Source organism: Chryseobacterium gallinarum (assembly GCF_001021975.1).
Taxonomy (GTDB): Bacteria; Bacteroidota; Bacteroidia; order Flavobacteriales; family Weeksellaceae; genus Chryseobacterium; species Chryseobacterium gallinarum.
This window is the reverse complement of sequence record NZ_CP009928.1, coordinates 4,353,936-4,370,233: the sequence shown is the minus strand read 5'-3', so window position 1 is coordinate 4,370,233 and position 16,298 is coordinate 4,353,936. Positions and strand designations below refer to the sequence as shown.

17 protein-coding genes are annotated in these 16,298 nt (G+C 37.4%); 9 read left to right on the top strand and 8 right to left on the bottom strand.

The window, feature by feature from the left end; all coding sequences use genetic code 11:
- Positions 1 to 150: 150 nt before the first annotated feature.
- Positions 151 to 825, top strand: a complete 675-nt coding sequence (locus OK18_RS19550) for a YceI family protein (RefSeq protein WP_053329436.1) — start codon at positions 151 to 153, stop codon at positions 823 to 825.
- A gap of 104 nt (positions 826 to 929) precedes the next feature.
- Here the strand turns inward: OK18_RS19550 and OK18_RS19545 are convergent, their stop codons facing one another.
- On the bottom strand, positions 930 to 1,286 hold the full coding sequence (locus OK18_RS19545) for a hypothetical protein (protein ID WP_050021381.1): 357 nt from the start codon (positions 1,284 to 1,286) through the stop codon (positions 930 to 932).
- 130 nt (positions 1,287 to 1,416) lie between these two features.
- Between OK18_RS19545 and OK18_RS19540 the strand changes: the two genes are divergently transcribed.
- From OK18_RS19540 to ychF, 6 genes are all read left to right on the top strand, one after another.
- Positions 1,417 to 1,668 carry a DUF1294 domain-containing protein gene (locus OK18_RS19540; RefSeq protein WP_053329101.1) on the top strand — a complete coding sequence of 84 codons (252 nt, stop codon included), beginning with the start codon at positions 1,417 to 1,419 and terminating at the stop codon, positions 1,666 to 1,668.
- A gap of 114 nt (positions 1,669 to 1,782) precedes the next feature.
- A complete protein-coding gene (locus OK18_RS19535) occupies positions 1,783 to 2,331 on the top strand; it encodes a type 1 glutamine amidotransferase domain-containing protein (RefSeq protein ID WP_050020735.1) in 549 nt (182 codons plus the stop codon).
- 313 nt (positions 2,332 to 2,644) lie between these two features.
- Entirely contained in the window at positions 2,645 to 4,450 is a 1,806-nt protein-coding gene (gene typA / locus OK18_RS19530) for a translational GTPase TypA (protein ID WP_053329100.1), read from the top strand.
- Between the two features lie 126 nt (positions 4,451 to 4,576).
- Complete coding sequence (locus tag OK18_RS19525) at positions 4,577 to 6,193, top strand: glycoside hydrolase family 10 protein (protein WP_053329099.1); 1,617 nt, start codon at positions 4,577 to 4,579, stop codon at positions 6,191 to 6,193.
- 221 nt (positions 6,194 to 6,414) lie between these two features.
- Entirely contained in the window at positions 6,415 to 6,966 is a 552-nt protein-coding gene (locus tag OK18_RS19520; RefSeq protein WP_053329098.1) for a ferritin, read from the top strand.
- A 178-nt stretch (positions 6,967 to 7,144) separates the two neighbouring features.
- Positions 7,145 to 8,236 carry a redox-regulated ATPase YchF gene (ychF, locus tag OK18_RS19515; RefSeq protein ID WP_050020738.1) on the top strand — a complete coding sequence of 364 codons (1,092 nt, stop codon included), beginning with the start codon at positions 7,145 to 7,147 and terminating at the stop codon, positions 8,234 to 8,236.
- Positions 8,237 to 8,378: 142 nt separating this feature from the next.
- Here ychF and OK18_RS21530 read toward each other — a convergent pair whose 3' ends face one another.
- From OK18_RS21530 to OK18_RS21565, 3 genes are read right to left on the bottom strand one after another with little or no spacing between them, the layout of a single operon-like run.
- A complete protein-coding gene (locus tag OK18_RS21530) occupies positions 8,379 to 8,540 on the bottom strand; it encodes a hypothetical protein (RefSeq protein ID WP_167336375.1) in 162 nt (53 codons plus the stop codon).
- A gap of 22 nt (positions 8,541 to 8,562) precedes the next feature.
- Positions 8,563 to 8,733, bottom strand: coding sequence for a bacteriocin (locus tag OK18_RS21375; protein ID WP_128572282.1), 171 nt, complete (start codon positions 8,731 to 8,733; stop codon positions 8,563 to 8,565).
- Positions 8,734 to 8,766: 33 nt separating this feature from the next.
- The gene (locus tag OK18_RS21565; protein WP_128572284.1) at positions 8,767 to 8,958 is read right to left on the bottom strand and encodes a bacteriocin; all 192 of its coding nucleotides are present in this window, start codon (positions 8,956 to 8,958) and stop codon (positions 8,767 to 8,769) included.
- A 145-nt stretch (positions 8,959 to 9,103) separates the two neighbouring features.
- On the opposite strand from OK18_RS21565, the gene OK18_RS19505 reads away from it, so the two are divergent.
- A complete protein-coding gene (locus OK18_RS19505) occupies positions 9,104 to 10,042 on the top strand; it encodes a helix-turn-helix domain-containing protein (protein WP_053329435.1) in 939 nt (312 codons plus the stop codon).
- Positions 10,043 to 10,129: 87 nt separating this feature from the next.
- Positions 10,130 to 10,894, top strand: a complete 765-nt coding sequence (locus OK18_RS19500) for an SDR family NAD(P)-dependent oxidoreductase (RefSeq protein ID WP_050020741.1) — start codon at positions 10,130 to 10,132, stop codon at positions 10,892 to 10,894.
- 66 nt (positions 10,895 to 10,960) lie between these two features.
- On the opposite strand, the gene OK18_RS19495 is transcribed toward OK18_RS19500, so the two are convergent.
- From OK18_RS19495 to OK18_RS19480, 4 genes are all read right to left on the bottom strand, one after another.
- Complete coding sequence (locus OK18_RS19495; RefSeq protein ID WP_050020742.1) at positions 10,961 to 11,161, bottom strand: hypothetical protein; 201 nt, start codon at positions 11,159 to 11,161, stop codon at positions 10,961 to 10,963.
- Between the two features lie 206 nt (positions 11,162 to 11,367).
- Entirely contained in the window at positions 11,368 to 12,516 is a 1,149-nt protein-coding gene (locus OK18_RS19490; protein WP_053329097.1) for a methionine aminotransferase, read from the bottom strand.
- A gap of 99 nt (positions 12,517 to 12,615) precedes the next feature.
- Positions 12,616 to 13,347, bottom strand: coding sequence for a LytR/AlgR family response regulator transcription factor (locus OK18_RS19485; RefSeq protein ID WP_050020743.1), 732 nt, complete (start codon positions 13,345 to 13,347; stop codon positions 12,616 to 12,618).
- A complete protein-coding gene (locus tag OK18_RS19480) occupies positions 13,337 to 16,264 on the bottom strand; it encodes a sensor histidine kinase (RefSeq protein ID WP_053329096.1) in 2,928 nt (975 codons plus the stop codon). The genes OK18_RS19485 and OK18_RS19480 overlap by 11 nt, the downstream gene beginning before the upstream one ends.
- Positions 16,265 to 16,298: the final 34 nt, after the last annotated feature.

The following is a 16,298-nucleotide window of genomic DNA, read 5'->3' as shown; positions in this document are numbered from 1 at the left end:
ATTTTAAATGAAAATAGATTTAATTAGAAAGTAAAAAGAAATAAAAATTTCATTTCTTGATATATGTTAAGATACCGGACAATAGCTTTCTCTATTTTTGTACCCGAAAACAACAAAAATTTCGATAAACTTTTAAAACAATTCAATAATATGAAAAAACTTAGTGTAATTGCATTAGTAGGAGTAGGATTGCTGGCAGCATCATGTAATAGCAAAGAAAAATCAGATACGGCTGTAGCTACAGAACAGGCTGTTGCAGAAAGCAAAGGTGAGGTATTGGCTGTAGATACAACGGCTTCAGTAGTAAACTGGAAAGCCTTCCACAAAGGTGGTTTCGCGCCTCGTTGGGGAACTTTAAATATAAAAACAGGTGATCTAAGTATCGAAGGCGGGCAGGTTACCGCTGGAAATTTTACTATTGATATGACCTCAATTAAAGTAGATCCGGCTTCAGTAACAGAAAAAGATAAAAAGCCTGCAGATCTTGAAGCCCACCTGAAAAACCCTGACTTCTTTGATGTAGAGAAAAATCCTGTTTCCGACTTTAAAATTACCAGCGTAGCCGATTTAAAAGAAGCTCCTAAAGATGCAGTTGCAGGAGCAAACAAAACAGTAAGCGGAAACCTTACACTATCAGGAAAAACAATGAATGTAAGCTTCCCGGCTAAAGTAGATGTGGCAGATAATACAGCAGCTATTCAGGCTAAATTTACAGTGAACAGAGCAGATTGGGGAATCAAATTCGGAACGTCAGAAGCAGATCCTGCTGAATGGATGATCAGCAAAGACATCGAAATTGCAATTGATGTAAAAGCTAAAAAATAAGGTATTAAACAAAATAAGTTATAAACCCTTGATAACAATTGAGCTGCCCTATGAGGCGGCTCTTTTACTTTTTCAGATTCATGACTAAATTAAGTAGACAAAAATCAATTCAATTCCCATGAATCCTGAATACGGACACCGTATTCACTTCCAAGGTACAAAGGATTTCCATGTTTTTCAGACCAGAATCCATCGAGGATATCTTTACTCAGGCAACGGTATACGGCAACTCCTTTGTAGATTTTGGAATCGTCTCCTTCATAATTGAAATTAATGACTAAAATATGGTCTTTGTAAAATCCTGTACCGTTTTGGATGTGATTTCCAATAATCCACCGGGCAATAATACGGTTGTTTTCATCAACGGATAATGTTAATATGCCGCGGTAAGTAGCTTCGGAAGTGTCTTCCTGATTGCTTCCCTCAATAGAAAAGGTTCCGGCCAGATCATGTATTGTCATTGGTTTATTGTATGGAGAAGCAAAATTAAAAAATTCCTGCTCATAGTAACATGCAATCGTGTCAATATCTGAAACATCTCTGAGGGAACTTTTCATTAAAAACTTTATTTTTGCTGCAAATTAATTGTAGATGATTCCTTTTCTGCTGATCGCTAACTTTATTACATTCGGGGTTTTTGGATTTGACAAATGGCAAGCCAGGAAACACCAGTGGAGAGTTTCTGAAAATGCCCTTTTAGGACTTTCATTCATCGGACTGTTAGGGGCAGCTTCGGGAATGATTATTTTTAACCATAAAGTTTCCAAAAAATCATTTCTTGTGAAATTTGTTCTCGTTGCCGTCATTGATGTTGTACTGCTTTACAGGCTGATAAGACATTAATGAGTACTGGCTAGAGCCTTTTTTGATGTATCTTAACTTTTTTTAGCAATCTATAACAGGCAGGCGGCATTATTTTTTCTGTGTTATTAAGATAACACCTTAAATCATAATATCATGTCAAAAAAGATTGCAATTCTGGCCACGAATGGCTTTGAGGAAAGTGAACTTCAATCACCAAAAGAGTATCTGGAACAACAGGGGTGGACTGCGCACATTGTAAGTCCAACTTCCGGGACAATAAAATCCTGGGCTGAAAAAGATTGGGGAAAAGAATATAACGTAGACAAAACCCTGGATGAAGCATCTGCTTCTGACTATGATGCACTGGTACTTCCGGGAGGAGTAATTAATCCGGATCAATTGAGAACCAATGATCAGGCTTTATCATTTGTGAAAGATTTCTTTATACAGAATAAACCTGTTGCAGCGATTTGTCACGGACCTCAAGTTTTAATCAATGCAGAAGTTGTCAACGGCAGAAATATGACTTCAGTAAAGTCAATCAGCAAAGACCTTATCAATGCCGGAGCCCATTGGGAAGATAAGGAAGTTGTTGTTGACAATGGATTGGTAACAAGCAGAACGCCCAAAGACCTTCCGGCCTTCAACGCCAAAATGGTAGAGGAGTTCAAAGAAGGAAAACATGCGGAACAAGGCGTATAGCCCACGCTGAAATAATAAAGCCCGGATATCAGATCCGGGCTTTTTATATTAATTTTTATCCATTGTCTGGACAGGCCCTTGAAAATGAACCGTACTACATTTTTATTTTTAATAATGAATGTGATATATTGGTGCAGGAATTATATTGAAACAAAGTACAATTGAACATTCTGCAGAACCAGATGTAGCTCGTTTTTTTCAATATCCCAAAGTAGCCGTATCTAAAATTCTCATTATGAAATTGTTAAATATTGCATAAACTTTTTAATTAATTCATTTAAAATCACTATTTTTGCACCCGTAAAAATCCTATATGCAAAACATTAGAAATATTGCGATTATCGCACACGTTGACCACGGGAAGACGACTTTGGTTGACAAAATCATCCACGCTACCAACATTTTCAGAGAAAATCAGGAGAGTGGAGAATTAATTATGGATAATAATGATCTTGAAAGAGAAAGAGGGATCACCATCTTATCCAAAAATATTTCTGTTACCTATAAAGACACTAAAATTAACGTAATTGATACTCCTGGTCACGCCGATTTTGGTGGGGAAGTAGAAAGAGTATTAAAAATGGCGGATGGAGTTATTTTGTTGGTGGACGCGTTCGAAGGGCCAATGCCACAAACAAGATTCGTACTTCAGAAAGCTTTGGAACTGGGACTAAGACCACTTGTGGTTATCAATAAAGTAGATAAACCAAACTGCCGTCCGAACGAAGTTCACGATCAGGTATTTGATTTGTTCTTTAACCTTGAAGCTACCGAAGAACAACTGGATTTCCCAACTTTCTACGGTTCTTCCAAACAAGGCTGGTTCAATACTTCATTAGAACAGACTGAAGATATTTTGCCGTTATTAGATGGTATCTTACAATATGTACCTGCCCCAACTGTAACTGAAGGGAATCTTCAGATGCAGATTACTTCCCTTGATTACTCTTCTTTCTTAGGAAGAATTGCAATCGGAAAAGTAACCAGAGGGGAGCTTAAAGAATCCCAATGGATCGGTCTTGCCCAGGCAGATGGTAAAATCATAAAAGGAAAAGTAAAAGAACTTTACGTTTTTGAAGGATTAGGAAAGAAAAAAGTAACCGAGGTACAGGCAGGAGATATCTGTGCTGTAGTAGGTTTCGATGCATTCCAGATCGGTGATTCTTTCGTAGATCTTGAAAACCCTGAACCATTGGAAAGAACGGCTATTGATGAGCCTACCCTGAACATGACGTTCTCTATCAACAATTCACCTTTCTTTGGTAAAGACGGTAAATATGTAACTTCTAACCACCTGAAAGAAAGATTAACAAAAGAATTGGAGAAAAACCTTGCATTAAGAGTCCAGCAGACTGATGATGCCAATACTTTCCTGGTATTCGGTAGAGGTATTCTTCACTTATCCGTTTTGATTGAAACAATGAGAAGAGAAGGGTACGAAATGACCATCGGACAACCGCAGGTTATCTTAAGAGAAATCGACGGGGTAAGCTGTGAGCCTTACGAATCTTTAGTAGTAGACGTTCCTGAAGAATATGCATCAAGAGTTATCGATCTGGCAACACAGAGAAAAGGTGACCTTCATATTATGGAAACCAAAGGAGAAATGCAGCACATGGAATTCGAAATTCCTTCAAGAGGTCTGATCGGATTACGTTCCCAGATGCTGACTGCTACTGCAGGGGAAGCTATTATGGCGCACCGTTTCACGGAATATAAGCCTTTCAAAGGAGCTATTCCGGGAAGAAACAACGGGGTATTGATCAGCAAAACCACAGGTCCTGCTACAGAATATTCTATTAATAAACTACAGGATAGAGGTAAATTCTTTGTTGATCCGGGTGAGGAAATTTACACAGGAATGATCGTTGGAGAACAAAATAAACCAGGAGATCTTGTGGTAAACATTGTTGAAGCAAAACAGCTGAACAACATGCGTGCAGCCGGAAAAGATAAAGACACCGGTGTTGCACCAAAAATCCTTTTCTCTCTTGAAGAATGTATGGAATATATCCAGGCTGATGAAGCTATTGAGGTTACTCCGAATTTCATCAGGATGAGAAAGAAAATCCTTTCCGAAGAAGAAAGAAAAAGAGTGGAAAGATCTGCAAAAGCATAATAAAACTCTATATATAAAATCAAAGCCTCGATTTTCGAGGCTTTTTTCTAATCTATCATATATTTTGTTTATTTTTCAAAAGAATATTCAAAATATTAAAATATAATTTAAAGTAGTTTTGCGGCTATGAAAATGAATACATTAAAACTTATCGTTTTATTGGGAGTCGGTGCATCGTATAGTGTTTCGTGTTCTACCCAGAGCGCAGTTTCGAAGACACCTCCCGCTAACAAGACAACAAAACCTATCAACAATACCACCCAACCCAAACCTCCTGTAACGGCAACAAAACCAGCGCCAGGCGTACCACCTGCAGCAGATGAAGTCTTCAGAACAGATCTTCCTGAAATTAAAAGGGAATTCCGTGGAGCATGGATTGCGAGTGTTGCCAATATCAACTGGCCTTCAAGAAACGACCTTACCGTAGACCAGCAGAAAGCAGAAGCCATCAATATGCTTGAAATGCTGAAAAATAACAATTTTAACGCCGCTATTTTTCAGATCAGACCCTCTGCTGACGCATTGTATACCAGTAATATTGAACCCTGGTCTTACTTCCTGACCGGGGAAACCGGAACCGCTCCTTATCCCAATTATGATCCGTTACAGTTTTGGATTGAAGAAGCCCACAAAAGGGGACTGGAACTTCACGTCTGGCTGAATCCATACCGCGCCCACCATACCAATGGAGGCTCTGTAAATAACCTTTCCATGGTTAATAAGCTGTCTGATATTGTGGTAAGGCTAAAGAACGGTATGTACTGGTTTGATCCTGCTAATCCTAAAACACAAGGTCATGTTTCCAATGTGGTAAAAGATATTGTTAAAAGATATGATATCGATGCAATTCATTTTGACGATTATTTTTATCCCTATGCTACTTATAACAAAGGAGCTGATTTTCCTGACAATGCAACCTGGAATGCCTATGTAAACAGTGGTGGAACACTATCCAGGGCAGACTGGAGAAGAGATAATGTGAATAGGTTTGTGGAGCGTATCTACAAAGAAATTCATGCAGAAAAAAGCCATGTAAAGTTTGGAATCAGCCCGTTTGGAATCTGGAAACCGGGATATCCGGCAGGAATTGTGGGATCTTCACAATATGACGAGCTGTATGCTGATGCAAAATTATGGTTAAATAAAGGATGGGTAGACTATTTCTCACCCCAGCTATATTGGCCGATTGATTCAAAAGGTCAGAGCTTCGAGGCCTTGTTAAGCTGGTGGCAATCTGAAAATACAATGAACCGCCATCTGTGGCCCGGGTTAAATACCGTAGAAATAAAAGTATCCGATCGCCCAACGGAAATTAAAAATCAGATTGAAATTTCAAGAAATGTTCTGAAAAAGGATGCCGGAGAAATTCATTGGAGCATTGCAGGGCTTACCAGGAATCCCAATATGCTGCCTGTCCTGAAAAACAGCGTGTACAGTGAAAAAGCATTAATTCCGAAGACCCCGTGGATTAAGGCTGTTCCTTTGCAGACACCTACCTTGTTTATAGCAGATAACGGAAGTTTTGCACAAACAAACTGGAGCTCCGGGAATATGAGTAATGTTTTCCAGTGGGTTCTTTTCAAACAGTACAATGGAGTATGGGAAACGGAAATTTTAACCCTGGATACTCTTTCAAAGGATATCCCTAAGTTTAAAGACGGAAAAAAACTGAATGCAGTTGCTATTAAAGCTATTGACAGATTAGGAAATGAAAGTGATTATATGGCGAGAAAGATTAAATAATTTCAGATCATTCATTAGATAACGCAATCAGTAGTACTATCTATAAAATAAAACCGGTCCCGAAAGGACCGGTTTTATTTTAGAATAACTATAAATTATTAGTTTAATATGTTGAAAATCAGCATTGTTTTAAAGTATTCTACCTCTTTTTACATAAAAAAATAAGCTTATCGGAATCATTTTTGCTTAGTTAACACCATAATCACCAAAATATAAACATTATGAATACTAAAAGACTTTCCGAAAACATGGAAAAAGCACTTAGTGACCAGATGAACAAGGAAATTCATGCCTCACACGTTTTTTTATCTTATGGAATCTGGGCTGATGATAAAGGATATCAGGGAATTGCCAATTTCCTTTACCGCCATGCTCAGGAAGAAAGAAACCACTCGATTAAATTCATGGAATATATTTTAAACAGAGGGGGGAAACCAAAAGTAGAAGCTATCCCGGCTCCTCCGGCTGATCCTGAAAACCTTACCGCCTGTTTTGATGGGGTTTTTAAACATGAAGTTGACAATACAACTGCCATTTACAGAATTGTAGATCTCTCTATGGAAGAGAAAGACTGGGCAACCTGGAATTTCATGCAGTGGTTCGTACAAGAGCAGATTGAAGAAGAAACATTAGCCCAGAATCTGATTGATAAATTAAAAATCGCAGGTGGTGACAGAGCTACAGACGAATCTTTATTCACGTTAGATAAAACTTTACAGGACGCACCGAATGACGTTCCGCTGGCTCAGGAAGCCACAGGAGATAACCCATAAAACTCAACGGATACAATCAGACCGTTTAAAATCTGCCGGAATGCCGGCAGATTTTTTTATTATGAAACTCCCTTAAAAATCACTATCTTTGCGCACTCGTAATTCAATGTTCAGTATGCAATGGCAAAGTAACGGGAACTTTGAATTACCCTAAATCTTAAACTTTGAATTTTACAATATGAAATGTGGAATCGTAGGCCTGCCAAATGTAGGTAAATCAACTCTTTTTAACTGTCTGAGCAATGCAAAAGCTCAATCGGCAAACTATCCTTTCTGTACTATTGAACCTAACCTGGGAACAGTTTCCGTACCGGATCAGAGACTATTTGAACTGGAAAAAATTGTAAAACCAGAAAGAGTATTGCCCGCTGTAGTTGAAATCGTTGATATTGCAGGTCTTGTAAAGGGAGCCAGCAAAGGAGAGGGACTAGGAAATCAGTTTTTAGCGAATATCCGTGAGTGTGAGGCTATCATCCATGTTTTAAGATGTTTTGACAACGGAAATATTGTTCACGTTGAAGGTTCTGTAGATCCTTTAAGAGATAAAGAAATCATTGATATCGAATTACAGCTGAAAGACCTTGAAACAGTAGGAAAAGCTGTTGAAAAAGCTAAAAAGTTCATTAAGTCCGGAAAGAAAGAAGATATCTTAACATATGAAACGCTTCAAAATCTGCAAAAATTCCTTGAAGATGGGAAAAATGCCAGAGAATTTGCTGTAGATGATTTGACAAAGTCAATTATCGGCGAAGTTCAGTTGTTGACTAACAAGCCGGTCCTTTACGTTTGTAACGTAGATGAAAACTCCATCAAGAACGGAAACGAATGGGTGGGAAAGATTGAAGAAATGGCAAAAAACGAAGGCGCTGAAGTAGTTGTTTTGGCAGCGCAGATTGAAGCCGATATCAATGAACTGGAAACTTACGAAGAAAGAGAAATTTTCCTTGACGAACTAGGTCTTACAGAACCGGGAGTCAACCGTCTGATCAGAAAAGCTTATGATCTGTTAAAACTTCAGACATATTTTACGGCCGGAGTAAAAGAAGTAAGAGCATGGACGATAGGGCAAGGGTGGACGGCTCCCCAGGCAGCCGGTGTGATCCACACTGACTTTGAAAAAGGTTTCATCCGTGCAGAGGTGATCAAATATAATGATTATATCCAGTATGGTTCTGAGGTAAAAGTAAAAGAAGCCGGAAAACTTTCTGTGGAAGGTAAAGAATATATCGTTCAGGACGGAGACATTATGCACTTCAGATTCAACGTATAAAAGAAAATATTAAAGTTAGTTATAGTTAAAAAACGTTCCCATATATTTTGGGAGCGTTTTTTTATTGAAGAGCGCCCCTTGCTTTAAGATCCTGTCCAAATAAAAACGCTTCCCGGAGGAAGCGTTTAATATAGTTGTAAACTTATTCAACATCAATGATAGGCTGACATTGTGGTTCCGCACAGCTTAAAGAAATCTTGCTGCACTCTAATGTAGGCAGCCAGCACATTTCTTTTCCACCGGTAATGACTCTTAGTTGTTTTTTATTTAACTTTTTTCCGTGGTTTACATTTTTATTTTCCATTGTTTCAAGATCTTTAATTACATTAATCCAATATAGGTCCCACTATAAGCCTGCATCGACGTTCTGCGCAAGCATCACTGATTTCTGTACAAAAACCGGTTGAAGGATCAACGCATAATCTTAATCCTCCGGTAATAACTTTAAGTTCTTTCTTGTTTAATTTTTTGCCTTTGTTCAAATTTTGATTTTTCATACTAATGATTTTAATGTTGTTATTGATTTATAATTAAGGTCTGCATATTTTTTGACCGCAAAACGGAGAGATCATCGTACAGCCATTGGCATCTGCATGAGATTCACAGGGCCCAGGATAAGGTTCACAAGGTTCGGGAGCCATACAGTCGTACATTCCGCCGGTAATTGTTTTCAGTTCTTTTTTGTTGAGCTTTTTGCCGGTTTTTGTAATCTGGTTTTTCATTGTTTTGGTTTTTAGATAGTTAATGGTGTCTAATGTAGTTAAAATAATTAAAAACATGTCACTTTTTATAGAAAAAAATGAATATTTGTTTCATTTTTATGTGATTCCAACTTTTGTATATTTGAATTTTACAAATCATTTGTTTATGGAAAAAATTGTGCATACTTCATTGGAAGATTTTTACAGGGAAATGGCAGCCAAGCTGGGTAAAGATCTGGAAAGTATTTTTCCAAAGGGGCTTCATAAAGATATCGGACACTTTAATGTATTTGATATTGCCCAAACTATTGAAAAAGTAAAAAACACTTCCGAAATGCCCTACAATAGGAGGAAATATTATAAAATCAGTTTTATCAAAGGAAAAAACAGGGCAGAGTATGCAGATAAGGTGATTTCCATACAACAAAATGCATTGCTGTTTGCCACCCCTAAGGTTCCGTACCACTGGATTCCGGAAGACCCGCAGCAGTCAGGCAGTTTTTGTGTGTTTACAGAAGACTTTTTTATTAAAGATAAATCCTATAATAGTCTGGAAGACCTGCCTATTTTTCAACCCGGAAATGTGCCGGTATTTGAGATTGATGATGCCCTTGCAGAAGAAATAGAAATATTATTTACCAAGATCAAAAAGGAAATCGATTCAGATTATATTTTTAAATATGACCTGATCAGGAATTATGTACTGGAGCTGATCCATTATGGTCAGAAACTACAGCCCGCCACCCAGCTATCAACTGTCAATGATGCTTCTATGCGGGTTGTTTCTTTATTTATAGAACTACTGGAAAGGCAGTTTCCCATTGAATCTTTAGAACAGAGGCTGCAGCTGAAAACAGCAAAAGACTATTCAGACAGGCTTGCCGTCCACGTTAACTACCTTAATAAAAGGCTGAAAGAAAGCACGGGAAAAACGACTACAGAACTGATCAGTGAACGTATTATCCAGGAAGCAAAAATACTGTTAAAGCAAACCAGGTGGAATGTATCTGAGATTTCTTATGCTTTGGGCTTTGAGGAAATCGCTCATTTTTCCAACTTCTTTAAGAGAAAAACTTCATTTACCCCGCTGGAATTCAGATCATGATTTGATTTATGCAAATTTCAGATTGATTCAAGCAAACAAATCCGCCTGAAAATATCCCAACTTTGTCACATCAAAAAATCAAATAAAATGACCACAAAAACAAATATTGCACTGGTTACGGGAGGTAACCGTGGTTTAGGAAAGAATTCTGCAGTTAAAATCGCCCAAAAAGGCCTGGATGTTATTATTACCTATAGAAGCAATAAGGACGAAGCGGAAGCCGTAGTGGAGGAGATCAGGAAAATGGGGAGAAATGCAGTTGCTTTTCAGCTGGATACAAAAAATATTAAAAGCTTCGATGCATTTGTGAAAGAAGTGACGGATTATTTACAGCAAAATACAGGAAACTCCCGGATTGATTATCTTATCAACAATGCAGGAACTGCTTTGTATTCACCGATTACAGAAGTTACAGAAGAACAGCTTGATGATATGGTGGATATTCACTTCAAAGGGGTATTCTTCCTGACACAAAAATTATTGCCCGTAATGAATGACGGAGGAGGTATTATTAATATTTCTTCAGGATTGGCAAGGTTTGCAACTCCGGGATCATCTGTTTATGGCTCTGTAAAAGCAGGGGTGGAAATGCTGACGAAATATATGGCCAAAGAGTTAGGAGAAAGGAAAATAAAAGCCAATGTCATTGCTCCCGGCGCAATTGAAACCGACTTTGGTGGCGGAAGAGTAAGGGATAATAAAGAGATCAATGCCGTAGTGGCAGGGGCTACCGCCTTGGGAAGGGTAGGACTTCCGGATGATATCGGTGGTGTAGTGGCATTCTTATGTACTGAGGATGCACGATGGATCAACGGACAACGAATTGAAGTTTCAGGAGGAATGTTTCTGTAAAATTCCGGAGTCCATCTTTTACTAAACAAAAGAACCAGCCGGTTTAGGTTGGTTCTTTTTATTCAATTATAAACTTCCTGGATCCGGAAGGATAATGGGACCATCAGGATCAACAGGTTCTACAGGTACAGGAAGCTGACATTTTTCTTCTCTGCATCCCGGCCCTATAAACTTGCAATAGCCGGAAGAAGTAGCACAAGGATAAGTGCCAAGTCCTCCGTAGATAAATCTTAATTGTTTTTTGCTTAATTTTTTTCTTTTTTCCATGGTTATTTATTTTGATGATTACAATTATATTCTCCTTGCCTGCGAGTTGTTTTATGTTTTGACTGTGCACAGGATTTTCCCAAAAGAATAGATGCTAATATAAAAAATATTTATGATAAGTCACATGTTGAGGACTTTTTAGTTTGGAAAATCATCATGACAGAGCAAACTATAATTTTCATGGAAAAATTTTCAATATAAAGTTGTTAAACTTTTGAAAGATTTTCAATAGCCTTTTCCAGGGTTTCCTGTTTTTTAGCAAAACAAAGTCTGATCACATTTTCGTTGACTTTATTTTTGTAAAAAGATGAAAAAGGAACGGTAGCTACTTTATGCTGTACAGTAAGCTCCGTTGCAAAATCAAAATCATTCTTTTCTGAAATAGCCGTGTATTTCACTGCCTGGAAATAGGTTCCTTCGCAATCCAGCAGCTCAAAAGAAGTTCCGGAAAGCCCTTTTCTCAGAAAGTCCCTTTTTTCCTGGAAAAACTGATTAAGGTGATTATAGTGGTCTTCATTCTTCATATATTCTGCCAGGGCAAGCTGAATGGGAGTATTTACACAAAAAACATTAAACTGGTGGACCTTCCTGAATTCAGCCGTTAAATTTTTGGGGGCGGCACAATAGCCCACTTTCCATCCTGTCACATGAAAAAGTTTCCCGAAAGAAGCTACAAGAAGGCTTCTCTCCTTAAGCTCGGGATATTTGCAAATGCTCAGGTGTTCTTTCCCGTCAAAAACAATATTTTCATATACTTCATCACTTAAAATAAGAATAGAAGTTCCTTTTACCAATTGGATCATTTCCTGAATGTCACTTTCTTTCAAAATCCTTCCTGAAGGATTGTTAGGATTATTGAGAATGATCATTTTGGTTTTATCACTGACCAGTTTTTTTACAGACACCCAATCGATGGTATAATCAGGTGCTTTCATTTCAAAACGTTTTACAATGCCTCCGAAAAGCTCTACGGTAGGCTCATAACAATCGTAGGCAGGCTCGAAGATAATGACTTCATCGTCCTTTTTTATGAATGCTGCAATGGCTGTAAAAATAGCCTGTGTACCTCCGGCAGTCACTGTGATCTCTGAATCCGGATGATACGTTGCCTTATGGCTGTTTTCTATTTTTCTGGCAATTTCCTCTTTCAGCCCGATCATACCTCCCAAAGGAGCATACTGGTTGAATCCTTTCCTGATAAAATGATCTACATGATTCAGCAATTCCATATCCGGCATGAAATCAGGAAAGCCCTGAGACAGATTGATGGCTTCATTTTCATTGGCGAGCTGTGTCATCTGACTGAAAATCGTGGTTCCCACATTGGAAAGTTTTGATAAAGGAAGTTGTATCATACAATAGATTTTATTACAGCCGAATTTAATGAAATATTCAAAACCATTTGATTGTATCAGAAAATAAAACTGCGGTTTTTAATAATTTATAGCCTTCCGTTAATCCATCTGCTCAACTCTCGTTAAAAAATCATTCTTCTTACGCACAGAAACATCCAGTACAGAATTATCTGTCATCACTACCTGCCCCCCTTTACCTTTTATATATTCTTTCAGATGCGTAAGATTGATAAGATGCTTATGATGAATTCTGAAAAAATTATGCTCGGTCAGGAATTCCTCAAACTCATGCAGGGTTTTGGAGACCAGGATTTTAGTTTTATCAATCAGGTAGAACGTGGTATAGCTGCTGTCAGCTTCACAGCGTATAATATCATCAATATCAGTGAGCTTGAATCCTTGCAGGGTAGGGAGGCTGATCTTATTTCTTCCGGAAGAAGAACTTATGGCAGTTTTTGTTTTGGCAATGTTTTCCAGTGTTTTATGTACTGCAACAATAAAATCTATTTTCCTGATGGGTTTCAGCAGGTAATCTGCCGCTCCGTTTTTTATAGCCTGAATGGCAAAATTCTCAAATGCTGTAATGAAAATAATCTGTGATCTGATTTCCCTGAATTTTGAAAGTAAATCAAATGCGGTTCCGTCTTTAAGCTGTACATCCAGAAAAAGGATATCCGGAGAATGCCTGGAGAGATAAATATATGCCTCCTCTACACTGGATGCGAGAAAGCTGATCTGGATTTCAGGAAACTCGTTTTGTAGCAAAAGCGAAATATAATCTCTTCCGTCCTGTTCATCATCAATGATGCATGCTTGTATTTTAGTTTTCATAAGGCGTAATATAGAGTTTGATTTGAGTTCCGTGTTTAGATTCCTGTTCAGGAAAGCTTTTGATCTCCAGTGTGATATGAGTCTCAAAAAGTTGTTTAAATGTTTCAATCCTCTTTTGAGATAACCTGACCCCAAATGAACCGGTTTTTGTAATGGATTGATTGACACTGTTTATACCCACTCCGTTATCTTCAATCGTGATACAAAGCGAAGCATTGATATAATCGAAAAAAATCCCGATTTTTCCTTTTCTGTCCGTGATGCTGGCAATACCATGCTTAATGGCATTTTCCACAAAGGGTTGTATCAGCAATGAAGGAATGACCCAGTTTTCATTCACGGTCTCCGAGACTTTTATAGTGTATTCAAACTGTTCTTTTAAACGTAATTTTTCCATATTCAGGTATAAAGAAAGATATTCTACTTCTTCTTTGACCGGCATAAATGTTTTTTCAGAATAGTATAGGGTTTTCCTGATCATCTGGGAGAAAATATTAAGGTAATTCTCCGTCTCTTCATAATCTTTTTTATACAGCAGGAATTGGATGGAATTCAGGCAGTTGTAAATAAAGTGCGGATTAATCTGGGCTTTAATGGCCTGAAGTTCGAGTTCTGCAATTTTCTTTTCATAATATAATGTTTCCAGCTTTTTGTTCCGTTTCTTCTGAAAATACCAGTTAATGAGGATGAAAAGGAGAGCAGTTCCGCCCACTATAAGCAACGTTCTGAACCACCATGTCTGCCAGAACTGAGGTTTGATTTCGAAATACATTTCTGTAGGGATAGTTGCCTGCCTACCATTATAGCCCAATCCGAAAACTTTTAATATATATTCGCCTGGTGGAACAGAGTTTAAAATGATTTTGGGAGAGCTGCTGATCAGCCAGCTTTCACCCAGTCCTTCCACTTTATATTTATAACGTATTTTCCCCTGTGATACATAATCCGGGAAACTTAAATTAAACATGATATCATTTTCGGGAGCCTGGCTGATAAACTTTTGATTGACATTGAAAAACTCTTTATGCCCGATCATCACAGAATTAATAATGGCTTTTTTCTCAAACAGCTTTTGTTGCATAAGGAGATCTTTAACAGATAAAATGCCCAGTCCTTTAGAAGTACCTACATAGATGGTGTCATTCTTTATAACACAGCCTGCGACTAAATTAGAAGGCAGTCCGTCCGGCTGGGTAAAATTATTGATTCTGAAACGGGATCCTGTGATTTCAACTCTGCTGAGTCCCGAATTGGTGCTTGCCCAGAAAGCCTTTTCATTTTCAACTTCTATTTTTTTGATTTGATTGGTAGGCAAACCTGTATTTTCGCTTAATTTATGCAGGATTTTATGATTGGTGAAAATAATAATTCCATTCCGGTTGGTAGCACCTACATATACGGTACTGCTTAGTTTTTTCAGATCTGTAAAATAATAATCTTCCAGGAACAATTTTTTTTCTTTTGTCTTTGTATTGAATTTATACAGGTCTTTAAAGCTGCCGGCAAAAAGACTGTCCTTGTCATAGGGTAAAGCTGTATACACTCTTTCCTGCCTGATCATTTCAGTATATTGACGGCTGGGATAGTGATAGGAGGTAAGTCCTTCAGAAGAGCAAATGAGAATGGAATTATTGGTATAAGGGACAATACTTTTAAGGTTAAAATCCCCTAAAATCTGCTTTTGCCCTGTAGCCATATTGTATTGTACAAGACTTCTGCTGAGACCGAAGAAGACCATATTACTATCTGAAACAATGGCTTTGTGTTCAATTTTTCTGTTTTCTTCAAATACAAGATCCCTGATTGCATGGGAATTGTAAATACCGGCTTTAGATTCGTTGTATCCCAGGAGTATGTTATTATCATTTTTCGAAATGGCTGTAATATAGGCAGAATTATTTCGGACAGGCAGATGAACATAGCTCTTCAAAAACTTCTCTGTGATGAAATAAACACCATTATTCCTGGTAGAAAACCAGGTGTTGTTATCTCTGTCAACCATAAGATGGTTAATGATATTTCCGGAAAGAAATGGTATGGGAGTGGTCAGTTTCTTATGATCCTTTAAGGTTTCCCTGAAATATAACGCACCTCCTTCTTCTATGCAAAGCCATATCCTGTAATTTTTATCAACAATAACCTGATGAATATTTTCTTTGACAGAATAAGTTTGAATTTTCTTAAAAATAAATTTGTTGCAGAGCTGGTAGATCATAATTTTTCTTTTCTCTTTAAATATAAAAAAATCGTCTTTTCTGTAGAGTGTCACTTCTTTTCCCAAAGGAATATTGCACGTTGTTTTCTTACCGGTAAAAATATCATAAGCCAGAATGTTTTCTTTACTATTATTCTTATTGGATAAATAAAGCAGATGGGTCGCAGGGTCTAAAGTAAGGGCATAATAAATATCTGAAGAATTGCGAGTGTTGAAATGCAAAGGGATTGTTGTAACTTTTTCATTTTTAAAGACATAAATATTTTCGGGATTATAGCTGGTAAAAATATAAATCGACTGATGATCATAAGAATAGTTGGCATTATACTTAAAATGTATTTTTCTGAGCTCTTTATTGGAATCTGAGTTTATGATTTGACCATTTTTCAGATAAGCAAAATCATTTAAAAAAGGAAATATAAAGATTTCACCATTGTCAAGGGGAAGAGAGGATAGGATTTCAAGGTTCTTTAAACCACTTTTTTTACTGTATTGTATAAATTCTTTTCCATCAAACCTGAAGAATCCGTTATCGCTTCCCACCCAGATAAAGCCATTGTGGTCCTGGCTCAGATTATAGGTATACGAATTATTCAATCCACTCTCTTCACCGTAATTAACCAATCCTGGAATTTGTGGGAAAAAGAACGGACTGAGAAAAATTAATAATAAAAATGAAATAAATAAGGTTGATTTTTTCACTTTTTATTGATATAGTCATGTAAATATATAATTT